Source organism: Sphingomonas sp. M1-B02 (genome assembly GCF_026167525.1).
Taxonomy (GTDB): Bacteria; Pseudomonadota; Alphaproteobacteria; order Sphingomonadales; family Sphingomonadaceae; genus Sphingomonas.
The window spans coordinates 949,703-965,234 of sequence record NZ_CP110679.1; the positions used below are offsets into that span (position 1 = coordinate 949,703).

The window sequence follows — 15,532 nt, forward strand, 5'->3', positions numbered from 1 at the left end:
ACCGCCCACCCCGGAATAGAGACGGCGTGACCACCCACACGCTCCTCCCGGACCCTTCCTCTCCGCTCAGCCGCGAATCCGCGGCGCGGGCCTTCGCCGATCTTCTCGACGGCAGCGTGCCCGAAGAAGCGATCGAAGCCTTCCTCATCGGCCTGTCGGAACGCGGCGAGACCAGCATCGAGATCGCCGAGGCCGCGCGCGCGATGCGCAACCGCCTGATCCCGGTCAGCGCGCCCCCCGGCGCGATCGACGTCTGCGGCACCGGCGGCGACGGCCACCACACGCTCAACGTCTCCACCGCGGTCAGCCTCGTCGTCGCAGCCTGCGGCGTCCCCGTCGCCAAGCATGGCAACCGCGCCGCCTCGTCACGAGCGGGTGCCGCCGACACGCTCGAGGCGCTGGGCCTCAATCTCGATCGCGCCGGCGCGCGCGCCGAGGAATCGCTGCACGAACTCGGCATCGCCTTCCTCTTCGCGCAGCACCACCACCCGGCATTGGCGCGCCTCGCCCCCATCCGCCGCCGCATCGGCCGTCGGACGATCTTCAACCTGATGGGCCCGCTCGCAAACCCGGCGCACGTCACCCGCCAGCTGATCGGCATCGCCCGCCCCGATTATGCCAACATTTATGCCGAAGCGCTCGAGCAGCTCGGTAGCGACGCTGCCGCGGTGATCGCCGGCGAGGAAGGCCTCGACGAACTCTCCACCGCCGGCGCCAGCATCGCGGTCAATGTCGGCAGCGCCTGCCTCCCGACGCGCATCGTCCCTGAGGATGCCGGCCTCCCCCGCCACCCGCTAAGCGCGATCCGCGGCGGCGACCCCCAGCATAACGCCGTGGCGCTCCGTCGCCTGCTCAAGGGCGAGCAGGGCGCCTATCGCGACGCCGTCCTCCTCAATGCCGCCGCTGCGCTGATGGTCGCCGGCCAGGCCGACAGCCTGCCCGAAGGCGCCGAGAATGCAGCCGAAGCGATCGACGCGGGGCTTGCCAACACGCTGCTCGACTGCTGGATCGCCTTCGCATGACCATCCTCGATCGCATCCTCGAGACCAAGCGCGCCGAAGTCGCCGAGCGGAAGCGCCGCGGCCTGGCAATGCCGGGCTATGCCCACGAATATATTGCCGAAGGCTTCGCCATCCCCGAATGCGAGCCGCCCCGCGGCTTCAAGGCCGCGCTCGAAGCCAAGGCGGCGGCGGGCGGCTACGGCCTGATCGCCGAGATCAAGAAGGCTAGTCCCTCCAAGGGCCTGATCCGCCCTGATTTCGATCCCCCCGCCCATGCCCGCGCTTATCAGGCCGGCGGCGCCGCATGCCTCTCGGTGCTCACCGACCGGGAATATTTCCAGGGCCATGAAGATTATCTAATCGCCGCCCGCGCCGCCTGCACGCTGCCGGTGCTCCGCAAGGATTTCATGGTCGACCCCTGGCAGGTCCGGGAATCGCGCGGCATCGGCGCCGACGCGATCCTGATCATCGTGGCGGCGCTCGACGATGCGCAGATGGCCGAAATCGAATCCGCGGCGCTCGAACTCGGGATGGACGTACTGGTCGAGGTGCACGACGCGCACGAACTCGAACGCGCGCTCCGTCTCCATTCGCGGCTGATCGGGGTAAACAATCGTAATCTCAAGACCTTCGAAGTCGATCTTCAGAAGACCTATGAACTTGTGCGGCTGGCCCCGCCGAGCGTGACCTTCGTCGCCGAATCCGGCCTCACCACCCGCGCCGACCTCGACGCGATGGCCGGGCACGGCATCCGCTGCTTCCTGATCGGCGAGGCGCTGATGCGCCAGGACGATATCGAAGCCGCGACGCGGGAGTTGGTGGCTTGAGGGGGGTATTGCCTTCACTGTCCCTCTCCCTTTGGGAGAGGGAAGGAGGTCCGAAGGCGGGGGAGGGTGAGGACAATCTCGCGCTTCCTGCTGCTGCCCTCACCCTTCCCACCGCTTCCCTCTCCCAACGGGAGAGGGAGTCATGACCCTCACCCATATCGACGCAACCGGCGCCGCGCACATGGTGGACATCGCCGGCAAGCCCGTCACCGCCCGCGAAGCCGTGGCCACCGGCCGCATCACCATGTCCGCGGAAGCCGCCGCCGCGATCCGGCAAGGCGCGGCAAAGAAAGGCGACGTCCTCGCCACCGCGCGCATCGCCGGCATCATGGCCGCCAAGAAGACCGCCGAGCTGATCCCGCTCTGCCACCCGCTCCCCCTCACTCGGGTCGCGATCGACCTCGCCCCCGACGAGACCGGCGTCACCGTCACCGCCACCGCCGCCACCGAAGGCAAGACCGGCGTCGAAATGGAAGCCCTAACTGCCGCCAGCGTCGCGTTGCTGGCGGTCTACGACATGGCCAAGGCGATCGACAAAGCCATGGTGATCGACGGCGTCCGGCTGCTTTCCAAGACCGGCGGCAAATCAGGGGATTAAGGCTTAAACTCCTTCTCCCCTTGTGGGAGAAGATCATCAGGTGAACAGCGCCCCGCGCTGTTCAGGCCATGCTGGGAGCATGGCCGACCTGATGATGGGCCCGCTCGCGAAGCGAGTGGGAAGGATGAGGGGGACTGAGTCTCACTCCCCCTCACCCTTCCGCCGACTTCGTCGGCTCCCTCCCGCATCGGGTAAACAGCGCCCCGCGCTGTTTAGATCATGCTGGGGGCATGACCGACCCGATGCGCCCACAAGGGGAGAGGGAAAGCCTTAAACCTCCCCCCGCCGAAAACAGTCCGGCGCATGGTCGTTCACCATCCCCACCGCCTGCATCCAGGCATAAACGATCACCGGCCCGACGAACTTGAACCCCCGCGCCTTCAACGCCTTCGACATCGCTTCGGAAACCGGCGTGCTGGCCGGCACATGGACCCCGTCATTGACCTGCGGCACGCCCCCCGCCAGCCCCCAGACCCAGTCCGAGAAATTCTCCCCCGCCGCCTCCATCGCGCAATAGATCCGCGCCGCGCCGATTGTCGCCTCGATCTTCGCCCGCGCCCGGATGATCCCGGCATCGCCCATCAGCCGCTCGACATCCTCTGCGCCGAACGCAGCCACCTGCGCCGGATCGAACTTGGCAAAGGCGCGGCGAAACCCCTCGCGCCGGTGCAGGATCGTCCGCCACGAAAGCCCCGCCTGGAAGCCCTCGAGCATCAGCATCTCCCACAGCATCCGCGAATCGCGCACCGGCACGCCCCATTCGGCATCGTGATAGGCCTCCATCACCGGATCGCCCTGCGCCCAGCCGCACCGCACCAGCTCCGTCATTCCGCGCCTCCCGTCTCGACACCTGCAGCTTCGCGCAATAGCATGGCGAAACCATGCTCCAGCTCTTCGCCCATCCCTTCTCCTCTTACTGCCAGAAGGTGCTGATCGCGCTCTACGAGAATCATACGGTCTTCGAACTCCGCATGCTCGATGGCGCGCACGAGGCGAATTGCGCCGAACTCGCGGCGCGCTGGCCCCTGCGCAAATTCCCGATCCTGGTCGACGGCGATCGCACGATCCTCGAGACCAGCACGATCATCGAGCATCTCCAGCTCCACCATCCGGGTGCCAGGCCGATGATCCCGGCCGATCCCGATGCCGCGATCGACGTGCGGATGATGGACCGCATCTTCGACAATTATGTGATGCATGCGATGCAGGGGCCTGTGTTCGATAGCCTGCGCCCGGAGGCGGATCGCTATCCCCGCGCCATGGCCGATGCCGTCGCCGCGCTTGACACCGTCTATGCCTGGCTCGACGCCCGCATGGCAGGGCGCGAATGGGCCGCGGGCGCGTTCAGCCTCGCCGATTGCGCCGCCGCGCCGTCGCTTTTCTACGCCGACTGGGTCCATCCGATCGCCGAGCAATGGACGAACCTCATAGCCTATCGCGCGCGGCTGCTGTCCCGCCCCAGCGTGGCCCGCGCCGTCGACGAGGGGCGGCCCTATCGCCACTTCTTCCCGCTCGGCGCGCCCGACCGCGATTAGGGTTTCCGCAACCTCGTCGCTTAACCCCACCTTCAACGGCGGCCGCTAGCGTCGCAGCGGGGCCCTTGGGGGCGGAACAGGCTTTGATGACGCAACCACTCAGGTCGGCAACGATATTCTCGCTGGCGGCCGATCCTCCTCGCGCGCTGCTCGATCGCGCCGAACCGCATGCCGAACTCGATTCGGCGTGCCTGGTCGGCGCGGAAATGAGGCTGCCCTGCGCGCTGCAGAAGCTCAGCGCCGCCGGCGCCACGCTCGCGATCGAGGCGGAACTGCAACAGCATGAGGAGATGCATCTCGAGCTCGCCAACGGCCAGAGCCTCGCCGGCAAGGTCGATTGGTGCGCCGATGGCGAGGCGGGCTTCCTGTTCGACGCGCCGATCGACGTGATCGGTACGCTCGCGCGCAACCTCGTCAACCTGCCCGACGAACGACGGACGATGCCGCGTGTCGAAATCCACCAGACTATCTTCGTCCGCGCGGGCGCCCAGGTCGAGCTCGCGCGCACCCGCAACATCTCCCAGGGCGGCGTGGGCATCGATACCCGCCTCGCGCTCTCGCGCGACGACAAGATCGAGGTCACCTTCGATGGTCTGCGTCCACTCGAGGGAGTGATCCGCTGGATCCAGGACGGTCAGGCCGGCGTGGAATTCGAGGAAGGTCTAGGCTGGCAGACGCTTATGCCCTGGCTGCGCAACGTCCAGCGCATCCGCCCCGCCCCCGCACCGCCACCGATCGGCAGCGAGCCGGCCAGCATGATCCCCGACAAGCATGCCATCCCGGTCAATTCTCCTGCCAGCATCCGCGAAGGCGCACGCTGGTGGAACGCCCGCGTCCGCGCGCTCACCACCCATCTCATAGAGCTGGAGACCCAGGCCTCGGTGCTCCCCGGCGCCCAGCTGTGGATTTCGCTGCCCGAAATCGGCGGCGGACCGGCCAGCGTGGTCGAAGCCGGGCACGGTCGCATCCTCTGCGAATTCCGCCTGCCGCTGCGCCCGCGCGAGCTGGGCCTGCTCACCGGCGGCCGCCTGACCCCTTGAGGGCCTTGCGCCGGGGCACCCTGTGGCCCCAAGGCTGCACCCATGGCTTTGCTCCCCGTCGAAGAAGCGCAATCCAGGCTCCTGGCGCTGGGCGCCCCGCTCGAGGCTGAACGCGTCGCGCTTTCCCAGGCAGCCGGCCGCTGGGCGGCTGAGGACGTCATCGCCCTGCGCACCCAGCCCAGCGCCGACCTTTCGGCGATGGACGGCTATGCGATCCGATTCGCCGACATGCCCGGCCCCTGGACCGTGATCGGCGAGAGTGCCGCGGGGCGCGCCTTTGCTGGTATCGTGGCGTCGGGCCAGGCCACCCGTATCTTTACCGGCGCGCCGCTGCCCGCGGGGTCGGACACCGTCCTGATCCAGGAAGAGGCATCGCGCGAGGGCGAGGCGCTCGCGCTCGCCGGCGAAGGCCCGGCACGGCTTGGCCGCAACGTTCGCCGCCGCGGGCTCGACTTCGCCGAGGGCGACCCGCTGATCCGCGCCGGTGAGCGTCTCACCCCCGCGCGTCTCGCCGTCGCCGGTTCCGCCGGCCACGGCAGGGTGCTGGTTCGCCGCAGGGTCCGTGTCGCGATCGCCGCCACCGGCGACGAACTCGTACCCCCCGGCGCACCCGTTGCCGACGCCCAATTGCCCGAGACCAATCGGCTGATGCTCGCAGCCCAGCTCGCCGACCTGCCGGTCGAAATTCTCGATCTCGGCATTCTTCCGGACAAAGCCGACGCGCTGGAGGCCGCTTTCCGGGCCGTCCGTGCCGATCTGCTCGTCACCAGCGGCGGCGCCTCGGTCGGCGATCACGATCTCGTCCGCCCCGCCCTCGAAGCCGCCGGCGGCGCGGTCCACTTCTGGCGCGTCGCACTCCGCCCGGGCAAGCCGATGATGGCGGGCAGGCTCGGAAAGACGCTCGTCGTCGGCCTCCCCGGCAACCCCGTCTCGGCCTTCGTCACCACCCTTTTGTTCGTGCGCCCTTTGGTCGCCCTTCTCTCCGGCGCCGCCGATCCGCTGCCGCGCACCCGCGCGACGCCGCTCGGCGAGCCCCTCCCGGCCAACGATCACCGCACCGATTACCTCCGCGCCGAACTGCGCGACGGCCGCGCCTTCGCCTCGACGATCCAGGACAGTTCGATGCTCCGCACCCTCGCGCGCGCCCGGTGCCTCATTCTGCGTCCGCCGCATGCTCCGGCCGCGAATCCCGGCGACTCGGTGCAAATCCTCGACATCGCTTGACATGGGCGCGGAACATTGCATAAACGTTCCCAGTCTGTTCTGGACGGAGGAACCGCATGCTTACGCGCAAGCAGCACGAGCTGATCTGCTTCATCAACGATCGTCTGAACGAGACCGGCGTGTCGCCCTCGTTCGAGGAGATGAAGGAGGCGCTCGATCTCAAGTCCAAGTCGGGCGTGCACCGCCTGATCAGCGCACTCGAGGAACGTGAGTTCATCCGTCGCCTGCCCAATCGCGCCCGCGCACTCGAAGTGCTGCGCATGCCCGAGCGCGGCGACGCCAAGGTCGCCACTCCGGCCAAGGCTGACAAATCCACGCCACGTCCGTCGTCCTTGCCGTCGCCCGCCAACGATGTGGTCGAGATTCCGCTGCACGGCCGGATCGCCGCGGGCACCCCGATCGAGGCGCTCGAAGGCTCGACGATGCTCCCCGTCCCCGCCGCTCTGCTCGGTTCGGGCGAACATTATGCGCTCGAAGTCGCCGGCGATTCGATGGTCGAGGCCGGCATCTTCGATGGCGATTTCGCGCTCATCCGCCGCACCGACGTCGCCCGCGACGGCGAGATCGTCGTGGCGTTGATCGACGATTCGGAAGCGACGCTCAAATATTTCCGCAAGGAAGGCGCGATGGTCCGGCTCGATCCGGCCAACCGCAGCTACGACGCCCAGCGCTATCGCCCCGATCAGATCCGCGTCCAGGGCAAGCTCGCCGGGCTGCTCCGCCGCTACTGAGCCGCGGCGAGCTCGGCCTCGAACGCCGTCTCCGCCGCGGCGATGCGCCGGGGCAGTTCGGTCGGGTCGACAAAGGCATTTGCATTGCCCGCTTCCTGCCTGGCCCGCTTCGTAGCCATGTCGAATGCGGCGGGGTGAAATGCCAGGAAGATGTCGGCCTGCAGGGTCCGCAGTTTGGCAAAGGTCGCGCTGAAATCGCTGGCCGCCGCGTCATAGCCCTTGCCGGGCGTCAGCGGCTGGCCCGCGACCGTGATGCTGCAGGCAAACAGCAGGTTCAGCGTGTCTGCGCCTGCCGGGACCGATGTCGTCCAGCTCGTGCAACCCTTGGTGTGCCCCGGGGTCAGCCGCGTGGTCAGCCTGTTCCCGCCCAAAGCGATCACCTCGCCATCGGCGATCACCTTGTCGACCTTCACCGGCGCGACTCGCTCCTGCTCGGGCCGATAGTCCATCCACCCCGCCTCCAGCGCCGGCCGGTCCGCGGCGCTGGCATAGAGTTTGGCGCCGGTCCGCCGCTTCAGTGCGGCAAGCCCGCCGCTATGGTCCCAATGGGCATGGTTGATCAGCAATATCTTCACGTCGCGCAGCTTGAATCCGAGCGTCTCGATATTCGCCGCGATCTGCGGCACGCTCTCCGCCATCGCCCCGTCGATCAGGATATGCCCGCGCGGCGAAGTGATCAGGAACGCCGACAGCCCCGCCGTCCCGACATAATAGACGTCGCCGACGATCCGGAACGGCGCCATCGGCTGGTTCCACTCGGCCTTGATCTTCGCCCAGTCGTCCTGCGCCGCCGCCGGCCCCGCCAGCGCCGCCCCCAGCAGCAATGCCATCGATCGCATCATCGTCGCTCTCCCGTTCGGGGCTGAAATGGCGGCTGCACGGTAAGCGGGTCAACCCAGGGATGCGATCCGCCGCTGCGCACGGTGCGCACCTCCCCGCTCGCAAAGGCGATCGCCACGCCCCCTGTCCTGGCCAGCGTCTCCCGATCGAGCTTGAGCCAGCGCGGCGTGCAGCCCGGCGGCAACCGCCGCTCGCTCACCACCACGTCGACCAATCGGCACAAGGCGATCATCTCGGCCCAGGGCACCAGATACGCGCTCCGCGTCGCCGCCACCCGCCAGCGTCGCGCGCCCGATCGCACCTCGACCAGGCACAGATCACGGCTGCACCGCGCATCGGGCTGCTCGGCAAGCTCGGCCAATTGGTCCTCGGCGCCGCTATTCTCGCTCAGCATCGAGCGCGTATAGTCCCCCGCCCGCTCGCGCAGCAGCGCCATCCCGCCCCCGGCCACCCGGATCGCCAGATGCCGCCCGTCCCCCGTCACCAGCAGGTCCGGCGGTGGCGTCAGCATCGCCCAGACCAGGCCGATGGTCGCCGGCGCGACGCCCGCCCAGCGAACCCGCGTCCGCCAAAGCGCCACCCAAAGCCCGCCGCCGACCAGCAGCGCATAGGCGCCGCCCGGCATCGCCGGCAGCGCCGCGACGGCCCCCGGCGCCGAAGCGGTGGTGTGCGCCAACCACAGCAACAGATCGAGCGCCCGCGCCGTAAGCCACCAGACCGGCGCACCGAACCCCACTAGGTCGAGCGTCAAGGCGAGCGCCTCGAGCGGCATGATCACGAACGTCGTCAGCGGGATCGCAACGATATTGGCCAGCGCCCCATACAGCCCGGCCTGGTGAAAGTGGAACAAGGCGATCGGCATCAGCGCGAGCTCGACCGCCACCCCCGTCAGCAGCAGCGACCCGAGTCCGCGCAACAGCCGCCGCCCGAATCCGTCCCCCTCCTGCCGCGCGAACCAGCCCCGGACCCGCGGGCTCTCATGCAGCGCGACGATAGCCGTCACCGCGGCGAAGCTAAGCTGGAAGCTCGGTCCCGCCAGCGCCTCGGGCCATAGCAGCAACACCAGAAGCGCCCCCGCCGCCACCAGCCGCAAGGTGATCGCCTCGCGTCCCAGGCTGAGCGCCAGCAGCACCAGCAGCGCCGCCACGCAGGATCGGATCGTCGGCACCTCGGCGCCGGTCAGCAGCGTATAGCCCACCGCCGCCAGCGCTCCCGCCCCAGCAGCCACCAGCGGCAGCCGCCAGCGCAGCGCCAGCGTCGGGCTCAGCGCCAGCAGCCGCAGCACCACCAGCATCGCCGCCGCGGTCACTGCGGTCACATGCAGCCCGCTCACCGAGAGCAGATGCGCCAGCCCCGATCGCTGCATCGCCTCGGCATCGGCATCGTCGATCGCGCCGCGGTCCCCCGTCGCCAGCGCGCTCGCAATGCCGCCCCCGCTACCGGGGATTTGCCCGTGGATATGCCCCGAAAGCCGCGCCCGCAGGTCCGATCCCGGCGGATCGCCGGCGCGCACCACCTCGATCGGCGCAAACCCCTTCCCCGTGGCCCCCAGCCCCATGAACCACGCCACCCGCGCGAAATCATAGGCACCCGGCACCGAAGGCGGAGGCGGCGGCATCAGCCGCGCGCGCAGCCGCACCACCGCCCCGCGCGCCAGCCCCTTCGGCGCGTCGGCCTCGGCCAGATTGACTCGAACGAGCGAAGGCAGGTCCGCCCGGCCCAAAGGCACCAGCGTGACCCGCACCATGTCCCGCGCCGGCAACGCCTCGACCCGTTCGACTCGCCCCGTTAGGCTCACCACCGCCGGCCGCGCCAGCACCGGCGCCGCCACCCGCTCCGCGCGCCACCAGACCAGCAGGCACCCCGCCGCCATCGCCAGCCCGGCGATCGCCACCACGCGCGCCGCCCGCCCCGCCCCCGATGCCGCCACCCCGACCAGCCCGATCGCGCCCCCGCCTGCGATGAACCCGATCCAGCGCCCCGCATCGGGCAGCAGGAACCAGGCGACGATTCCCGCCCCGAGCATCACCGGCAGCCACAGCACCAATTGTTCGCGCTCGGCCTCCAGCCAGCGCTCGACCTTGTCCCGAAACTGGCGAAAAGCGCCCCCCGCCCCCATTTGTAGGGAGGAAAACCCCGTGCTAGGGGCCTCGGCGGCTGAGCTGGCCATCGATCACATAGTCTGGGAGCAAGCGCGGTTGGGCGCAACATCTGATGCCGGCGCCAAGCCGGTCGTAACCCGTTTCGCGCCGTCCCCCACGGGCTTCCTCCACATCGGCGGCGCGCGCACCGCTTTGTTCAACCTGCTGTTCGCCCGCCACCATGGCGGCAAGTTCCTGCTGCGGATCGAGGACACCGATCGCGCCCGCTCCACCGAGCCGGCGATCGCCGCGATCCTCGACGGCATGACCTGGCTCGGCCTCGATTGGGACGGCGACGTCGTCTATCAATTCTCGCGCGCCGCGCGCCATGCCGAGGTCGCGCACCAGATGCTAGCGGGCGGCCACGCCTATAAATGCTTCGCCACCGCCGAGGAGCTCGAGGCAATGCGCGCCGGACAGCGCGCCAACAAGCAGCCGCTGCGCTATGACGGCCGCTGGCGCGATCGCGACGCGAGCGAAGCCCCCGCCGATGCGCCCTTCGTCGTTCGCCTGCGCGCGCCGAAGGAAGGCAGCGTCACGATCGACGATAAGGTCCAGGGTTCGGTCACCGTCGCCAATGCCGAGCTTGACGACATGGTCCTGCTCCGCTCGGACGGCACCCCGACCTATATGCTCGCGGTGGTGGTGGACGATCATGACATGGGCGTCACCCATGTCATCCGCGGCGACGATCATCTCAACAACGCCTTCCGCCAGCTGCCGATCTACCACGCGATGGACGCGATCGAGGGCGGCTGGGACGCGCCCGAATATGCGCATATCCCGCTGATCCACGGCAGCGACGGCGCGAAGCTCTCGAAGCGCCACGGCGCGCTCGGCGTCGATGCCTATCGCGACGAGATGGGCATCCTCCCCGAAGCGCTCTCCAACTATCTCCTCCGCTTGGGCTGGGGCCATGGCGACGACGAGTTCATCAGCCGCGAACAGGCAATCGAGTGGTTCACGCTCGCGGGGGTCGGCAAATCGCCGTCGCGCTTCGATTTGAAGAAGCTCGAGAACCTCAACGGCCATTATATCCGCGCCACAGACGACGATCGCCTGGCCGCTCTGGTCGCGCCTTTGCTCGCCTTCGAACCCACCCCGGACCAGCGCGATCTTCTGCGCCGCAGCATGGCCGCGCTGAAGCCGCGCGCCGCGAATCTCATCGAGTTGGCCGAAGCGTCGATGTTTCTCTTTCGCACGCGCCCACTGATATTGGACGAAGGCGGCGCGGCTCTGCTAGAGGGCGACGCGCGGGCACTCCTTGCCCGGGTGCATGCGGCGCTTGACGGGGCTGCGACCTGGGATACGGAGACGCTCGAAGCGGCGGTTCGCGCCGTGGCGGACGATGCGGGAGTCAAGCTCGGAGCCGCTGCGCAGCCTTTGCGCGCAGCGTTGACGGGCAAGCGGACCTCTCCGGGCATCTTCGACGTTCTGGCGCTGCTGGGACGGGAAGAGAGCCTGGCTCGCATCGCCGATCAGATGACCCAGCCCGCCTGAGTCGGGCCAGACAAGGACGATTTTTATGAGCGATACTGCGAAGCTGCAGGTTCCGGGCAAGGACGTCGATTTTGCGGTCCTGAACGGCAGCGTCGGCCCCGATGTGGTCGATATCCGCAAGCTCTACGCGCAGACCGGCATGTTCACCTATGATCCGGGCTTCACCTCCACCGCCTCGTGTGAATCCGGGCTGACCTATATCGACGGCGACGAGGGCGTATTGCTCCATCGCGGCTATCCGATCGGCCAGCTCGCCGAACATTCGAGCTTCATGGAAGTCTCCTATCTGCTCCTCAACGGCGAGTTGCCAACCGCGGACGAGCTCGACAAGTTCAGCTACACGATCACCCGCCACACGATGCTCCACGAGCAGCTCGCGACCTTCTATCGCGGGTTCCGCCGCGATGCGCATCCGATGGCTGTTATGTGCGGCGTCGCCGGCGCGCTTTCGGCTTTCTATCACGATTCGACCGACATTACCGATCCGACTCAGCGGATGATCGCCAGCCACCGGCTGATCGCCAAGATGCCGACGATCGCGGCGATGGCGTACAAATACAGCATCGGCCAGCCGTTCCTCTATCCGCAGAACGACCTGTCCTACACCGGCAACTTCCTGCGCATGACCTTCGGCGTCCCCGCTGAGGAATATGTCGTGAACCCGGTGATCGAGCGCGCGCTCGACCGTATCTTCATCCTCCACGCCGATCATGAGCAGAACGCGTCGACCTCGACCGTGCGGCTCGCCGGCTCGTCGGGCGCGAACCCCTTCGCCTGCATCGCGGCGGGCATCGCCTGCCTGTGGGGTCCGGCGCATGGCGGCGCCAACGAAGCCGCGCTCAACATGCTGCACGAGATCGGCACCCCCGATCGCATCCCGGAATTCATCGCCCGCGCCAAGGACAAGAATGATCCGTTCCGCCTGATGGGCTTCGGCCACCGCGTCTACAAGAATTACGATCCCCGCGCGACGGTGATGCAGAAGACCGTCCGCGAAGTGTTCAAGGAATTGAACGTCTCCGATCCCGTCTTCGAAGTCGCGCTGCAGCTCGAGGAAATGGCGCTCAAGGATCCTTACTTCGTCGAGAAGAAGCTGTTCCCGAACGTCGATTTCTATTCGGGCGTGATCCTCTCGGCGATCGGCTTCCCGACGACGATGTTCACCGCGCTCTTCGCGCTCGCCCGCACCGTCGGCTGGGTTGCGCAGTGGAACGAGATGATTTCGGATCCCGAGCAGAAGATCGGCCGCCCGCGCCAGCTTTACACCGGCCCGACGCAGCGCGATTATGTGAGCGTCGACAAGCGCTGAACCCCGATCCGCCGGGCGAGGAGAAGAGCATGATCAGAACCCTGCTCCTCCTCGCCGGCATCCTCGCTTTCCTGTTCGGCATACTGTTCCTGCTCCAGGGGCTCGGCGTGATTCGCTGGCCGCTGTCGAGCATGATGATCGACAATCAGGTCTGGGTAGTTCGTGGCGGCGTGCTGGCCCTGCTGGGCGCAGTCCTGGTGGCCGGCACGCGGCTCCTGCCGTCGCGCCGACGCTGAGCGAAGCTACGAGTCGTCCGTCCGGCGCCACGGCAGGGTGAACACGAAGCGCGCGCCCATCCCCGGTGCGCTGTCCACCGTCAGGTCGCCCCCCATCGCCCGCGCCAGCCTGCGCGCGATATAGAGCCCCAAACCACTGCCGCCCGGCTCGCTGGGATCGACTCGCCCGAACTTCTCGAAGATCTTCACCTGATCTTCCTTGGCGATGCCCTTGCCCTGATCCGCGACGATGACGTGCGCCATGCTGCCGTCGCGCTCGAGCCGGATCCACACCATCCCGCCCCGCGGCGAATAGCGCACCGCATTGCCGATCAGATTGACCAATACCTGCAGCGCGCGGCGGAATTCGCCGGTCACCGGGAAGGTCTCCTCGATCGGCGGCTTGTCGATTCGAACGTCGGATTGGGCCGCGCGCACCGCCAGCAGCCCGCCCGCGCGCCGGGCGACGTCGGCCAGATCGATCGGCTCCTGCAGCGTCGTGAAATCGTCGCGCTCGATCGCCTGCAGGTCGACCAGATCGTCGACCAGGCCGAGCAGATGCCGCCCCGCATTGGCGATGTCGTTCGCATAATCGGCATAATCGGGCTTCACCGGCCCCTCGGTCTGCGCGCTGATGCTGTTGGCATTGGCGATGATCTTGCTCAGCGGCCCACGCAGCGCCCGATCGAGCCGCTGGCTGAACGAATCGGGAAAGCCGCCAAAGGGCGCCGCGAGCGGCGGCAGCGGCGCATCGGGCGTCGGTGCCGGCGCGGTGCCGTCGATCATCGTCGTCGCGCCGACAAAGCCCGCGAATCGCCCACCCGGATCGGTCCGCGGCGAAGCCCCCAGCCGCACCATCCGCCCGGTCCCGCGCAGCTCGGCCTTCTGCCCGTCGAAGCGCGCCTGCGCTGCCACTGCGGTCAGGATCGGCAGATTGCCGCTCTCGTCCTGCTCCAGGCTGAACAGCCGGGTCAGCGGCTGCCCCAGCATCGCGCTCGAATCGAATCCGTAGCGCGCACCCGCCTCGATCGAGAGGAAGGTGATCCGCAACGCCGCGTCGGTTTCCCAAAGCCAGTCGGCCGCCGATCGGAAGAAATCGCCCTCGCGCTCGGGCTCGCTTGCCGGCGCGCGCCATCCCGCGCGCGGCTTCCACCCGCTGACTTCGAGCCGCACGCCCTCGTCGGTCGGTTCGGCGCGGACCCACAGTTCCAGATCCTCGTCGCCGTCAGCGGCGATGACGTTGCGCGAAATCGCAATCCCCAGCCGCCGCGCCAGCCGCGCGAGCGTCGCGATCTGCGGCACCGCCAGCGGCGCGCCCACCGCCCCGCCCGCGCGCTCGTTCAGCTCGATCAGCCGCGATTCGGCATCGGTCAGCCGCCCCTCGGGGTCGAGCCGGCCGATCGCGAGCGGCATCGCGGGATCGATGGCGTTCATTCGGAACCCTTCGCACGTTTCAGCGCCAGCACCGCGGCGCGATAGTCCGGGTCGAGCCGCAAAAGTCCCAACCCGTCGCGCGCCTCCCGGGCGTCGGTCGCGACGACCGCATCGAGCAGGTCGGCGAAGATTTCGACGTCGCGCCGCGGATCGGCTTCGCACAGCGCATAGCCGATCCGGGCGATCGGTCCGCGGCCCAGCCCCAGCGCACGCAGCGCCAGCCACAGCCGCTCGCCGCCCGGATCGAGCGTGAGTTCGCGGCCCAGCACATAGTCCACGCCCAGGGCATGCGCGAGCAAGGCGATGAACAGCGTCACGCGCCGGTCACCCAGCGCCTCGACCAGCATCTGCGGCAATTCCTGCGGCTGCGCGTCGATCGCCGCGGCAAAGCGCATCACCGCCGCCTCGAGCCGATCATGCTCGTCATAGGTCGCCAGGCTGCGCCGCGCGGCGTCGGTCAGGCATTGGTCGAGCAAGGCGAGCTGGCGGCCGGCCGAGGGTTCGAGACGCTCGCGCAATGCCGCCGCCACCCACCAGACCAGCCGGTGATGCAGCTCGGCAGGCAAGTCGGTGCGCAAAGGTTGTCCCGCTTCGGGACTCGGGCGACGCCGGCTTTCGGCGATCAGCACCGCCATCGCGCCTGCCGCGAGCACCCGATCGGGATGCTGGACGAATCGGTTGATCAGGCTGGGGCGCTCCGGATCGTCGGGCGCCTGCATCGGCAATGCCGCCGCCACCGCCTCTTGCCGAACCCTGCCGAGCAATTCGGCCATCAGTTCGGGATCGTGCAGCAGGTCCGATTGCGAAAGCCGGGAGAGTATCTGCAGATTGCCGGGCCCGTTCAAGGCTCGCGCGAGGCCGCTTTCGCCCTTGCCGCTGAGCAATCGCGCGCCATGCTCGCGGATTTCCGCCTCGACGCTGTGCACCATTTCGCGCACCAGAATGTCGAGCGACGATCGCGTCCGCTCGTCCAGCCGGGCCGAATCGGGCAGGAAGAAATCGGCGATCGCGACGTGCAATCCGCGCCAGGCGCGGTTTTCCGAAGCCGCCGCGCGGGCGAGCAGCTCCTGTGCGCTTATGGTCGCGCCACTGCGCAGGTCGATGGGATTATCCGACATCGAACTCTAACTAGCCGAA

The 15,532-nt window shown here is 68.3% G+C and carries 15 protein-coding genes; 10 read left to right on the top strand and 5 right to left on the bottom strand.

The genetic code is table 11. From position 1 onward, the window contains the following. Positions 1 to 26 precede the first annotated feature (26 nt). The 3 genes from trpD to moaC all read left to right on the top strand — a co-directional run bounded on the left by trpD (position 27) and on the right by moaC (position 2,426). Positions 27 to 1,022 carry an anthranilate phosphoribosyltransferase gene (gene trpD, locus OKW87_RS04565; protein WP_265542638.1) on the top strand — a complete coding sequence of 332 codons (996 nt, stop codon included), beginning with the start codon at positions 27 to 29 and terminating at the stop codon, positions 1,020 to 1,022. Continuing rightward, on the top strand, positions 1,019 to 1,828 hold the full coding sequence (gene trpC / locus OKW87_RS04570; protein WP_265542639.1) for an indole-3-glycerol phosphate synthase TrpC: 810 nt from the start codon (positions 1,019 to 1,021) through the stop codon (positions 1,826 to 1,828). Before trpD ends, trpC begins: the two co-directional genes overlap by 4 nt. 142 nt (positions 1,829 to 1,970) lie before the next feature. Further along, complete coding sequence (gene moaC / locus OKW87_RS04575) at positions 1,971 to 2,426, top strand: cyclic pyranopterin monophosphate synthase MoaC (RefSeq protein WP_265542641.1); 456 nt, start codon at positions 1,971 to 1,973, stop codon at positions 2,424 to 2,426. A 270-nt stretch (positions 2,427 to 2,696) separates the two neighbouring features. Here moaC and OKW87_RS04580 read toward each other — a convergent pair whose 3' ends face one another. Continuing rightward, positions 2,697 to 3,254: a DNA-3-methyladenine glycosylase I gene (locus OKW87_RS04580; protein WP_265542643.1), complete on the bottom strand. Its 558-nt coding sequence runs from the start codon at positions 3,252 to 3,254 to the stop codon at positions 2,697 to 2,699. Between the two features lie 53 nt (positions 3,255 to 3,307). Between OKW87_RS04580 and OKW87_RS04585 the strand changes: the two genes are divergently transcribed. The 4 genes from OKW87_RS04585 (at position 3,308) to lexA (ending at position 6,956) form a co-directional block, all read left to right on the top strand. Continuing rightward, positions 3,308 to 3,961 (top strand): glutathione S-transferase family protein, encoded by a 654-nt coding sequence (locus tag OKW87_RS04585; protein ID WP_265542645.1) that lies wholly within the window; start codon positions 3,308 to 3,310, stop codon positions 3,959 to 3,961. Between the two features lie 86 nt (positions 3,962 to 4,047). Beyond that, complete coding sequence (locus OKW87_RS04590; protein ID WP_265542646.1) at positions 4,048 to 5,001, top strand: PilZ domain-containing protein; 954 nt, start codon at positions 4,048 to 4,050, stop codon at positions 4,999 to 5,001. 42 nt (positions 5,002 to 5,043) lie between these two features. After that, positions 5,044 to 6,225: a molybdopterin molybdotransferase MoeA gene (locus OKW87_RS04595; RefSeq protein ID WP_265542647.1), complete on the top strand. Its 1,182-nt coding sequence runs from the start codon at positions 5,044 to 5,046 to the stop codon at positions 6,223 to 6,225. Positions 6,226 to 6,281: 56 nt separating this feature from the next. Then, on the top strand, positions 6,282 to 6,956 hold the full coding sequence (gene lexA / locus OKW87_RS04600) for a transcriptional repressor LexA (RefSeq protein WP_265542649.1): 675 nt from the start codon (positions 6,282 to 6,284) through the stop codon (positions 6,954 to 6,956). On the opposite strand, the gene bla is transcribed toward lexA, so the two are convergent. Next, the gene (gene bla / locus OKW87_RS04605) at positions 6,950 to 7,798 is read right to left on the bottom strand and encodes a subclass B3 metallo-beta-lactamase (protein ID WP_265542650.1); all 849 of its coding nucleotides are present in this window, start codon (positions 7,796 to 7,798) and stop codon (positions 6,950 to 6,952) included. The two genes, lexA and bla, sit on opposite strands and share 7 nt — an antisense overlap. Continuing rightward, complete coding sequence (locus tag OKW87_RS04610) at positions 7,795 to 9,915, bottom strand: ComEC/Rec2 family competence protein (protein ID WP_265542651.1); 2,121 nt, start codon at positions 9,913 to 9,915, stop codon at positions 7,795 to 7,797. Before OKW87_RS04610 ends, bla begins: the two co-directional genes overlap by 4 nt. Positions 9,916 to 9,994: 79 nt before the next feature. On the opposite strand from OKW87_RS04610, the gene gltX reads away from it, so the two are divergent. The 3 genes from gltX to OKW87_RS04625 are packed head-to-tail and all read left to right on the top strand — an operon-like array spanning position 9,995 to position 12,982. Continuing rightward, positions 9,995 to 11,437 (top strand): glutamate--tRNA ligase, encoded by a 1,443-nt coding sequence (gene gltX / locus OKW87_RS04615; RefSeq protein ID WP_265542652.1) that lies wholly within the window; start codon positions 9,995 to 9,997, stop codon positions 11,435 to 11,437. A gap of 25 nt (positions 11,438 to 11,462) precedes the next feature. Next, entirely contained in the window at positions 11,463 to 12,746 is a 1,284-nt protein-coding gene (locus tag OKW87_RS04620) for a citrate synthase (protein WP_265542654.1), read from the top strand. A 29-nt stretch (positions 12,747 to 12,775) separates the two neighbouring features. Next, the gene (locus OKW87_RS04625) at positions 12,776 to 12,982 is read left to right on the top strand and encodes a hypothetical protein (RefSeq protein WP_265542655.1); all 207 of its coding nucleotides are present in this window, start codon (positions 12,776 to 12,778) and stop codon (positions 12,980 to 12,982) included. Positions 12,983 to 12,988: 6 nt separating this feature from the next. Here the strand turns inward: OKW87_RS04625 and OKW87_RS04630 are convergent, their stop codons facing one another. Then, positions 12,989 to 14,395: a sensor histidine kinase gene (locus OKW87_RS04630; RefSeq protein WP_265542656.1), complete on the bottom strand. Its 1,407-nt coding sequence runs from the start codon at positions 14,393 to 14,395 to the stop codon at positions 12,989 to 12,991. Further along, on the bottom strand, positions 14,392 to 15,513 hold the full coding sequence (locus OKW87_RS04635) for a DUF2336 domain-containing protein (RefSeq protein WP_265542657.1): 1,122 nt from the start codon (positions 15,511 to 15,513) through the stop codon (positions 14,392 to 14,394). The genes OKW87_RS04630 and OKW87_RS04635 overlap by 4 nt, the downstream gene beginning before the upstream one ends. Positions 15,514 to 15,532 lie beyond the last annotated feature (19 nt).

Bases quoted from the DNA above. Each gene is read 5' to 3' on its own strand.
- OKW87_RS04620 (WP_265542654.1), top strand. From the start codon at position 11,463: ATGAGCGATACTGCGAAGCTGCAGGTTCCGGGCAAGGACGTCGATTTT.
- OKW87_RS04635 (WP_265542657.1), bottom strand. From the start codon at position 15,513: ATGTCGGATAATCCCATCGACCTGCGCAGTGGCGCGACCATAAGCGCA.
- OKW87_RS04625 (WP_265542655.1), top strand. From the start codon at position 12,776: ATGATCAGAACCCTGCTCCTCCTCGCCGGCATCCTCGCTTTCCTGTTC.
- OKW87_RS04585 (WP_265542645.1), top strand. From the start codon at position 3,308: ATGCTCCAGCTCTTCGCCCATCCCTTCTCCTCTTACTGCCAGAAGGTG.
- OKW87_RS04590 (WP_265542646.1), top strand. From the start codon at position 4,048: ATGACGCAACCACTCAGGTCGGCAACGATATTCTCGCTGGCGGCCGAT.
- trpC (WP_265542639.1), top strand. From the start codon at position 1,019: ATGACCATCCTCGATCGCATCCTCGAGACCAAGCGCGCCGAAGTCGCC.
- OKW87_RS04630 (WP_265542656.1), bottom strand. From the start codon at position 14,395: ATGAACGCCATCGATCCCGCGATGCCGCTCGCGATCGGCCGGCTCGAC.
- moaC (WP_265542641.1), top strand. From the start codon at position 1,971: ATGACCCTCACCCATATCGACGCAACCGGCGCCGCGCACATGGTGGAC.
- OKW87_RS04610 (WP_265542651.1), bottom strand. From the start codon at position 9,915: ATGGGGGCGGGGGGCGCTTTTCGCCAGTTTCGGGACAAGGTCGAGCGC.
- OKW87_RS04580 (WP_265542643.1), bottom strand. From the start codon at position 3,254: ATGACGGAGCTGGTGCGGTGCGGCTGGGCGCAGGGCGATCCGGTGATG.
- lexA (WP_265542649.1), top strand. From the start codon at position 6,282: ATGCTTACGCGCAAGCAGCACGAGCTGATCTGCTTCATCAACGATCGT.
- bla (WP_265542650.1), bottom strand. From the start codon at position 7,798: ATGATGCGATCGATGGCATTGCTGCTGGGGGCGGCGCTGGCGGGGCCG.
- OKW87_RS04595 (WP_265542647.1), top strand. From the start codon at position 5,044: ATGGCTTTGCTCCCCGTCGAAGAAGCGCAATCCAGGCTCCTGGCGCTG.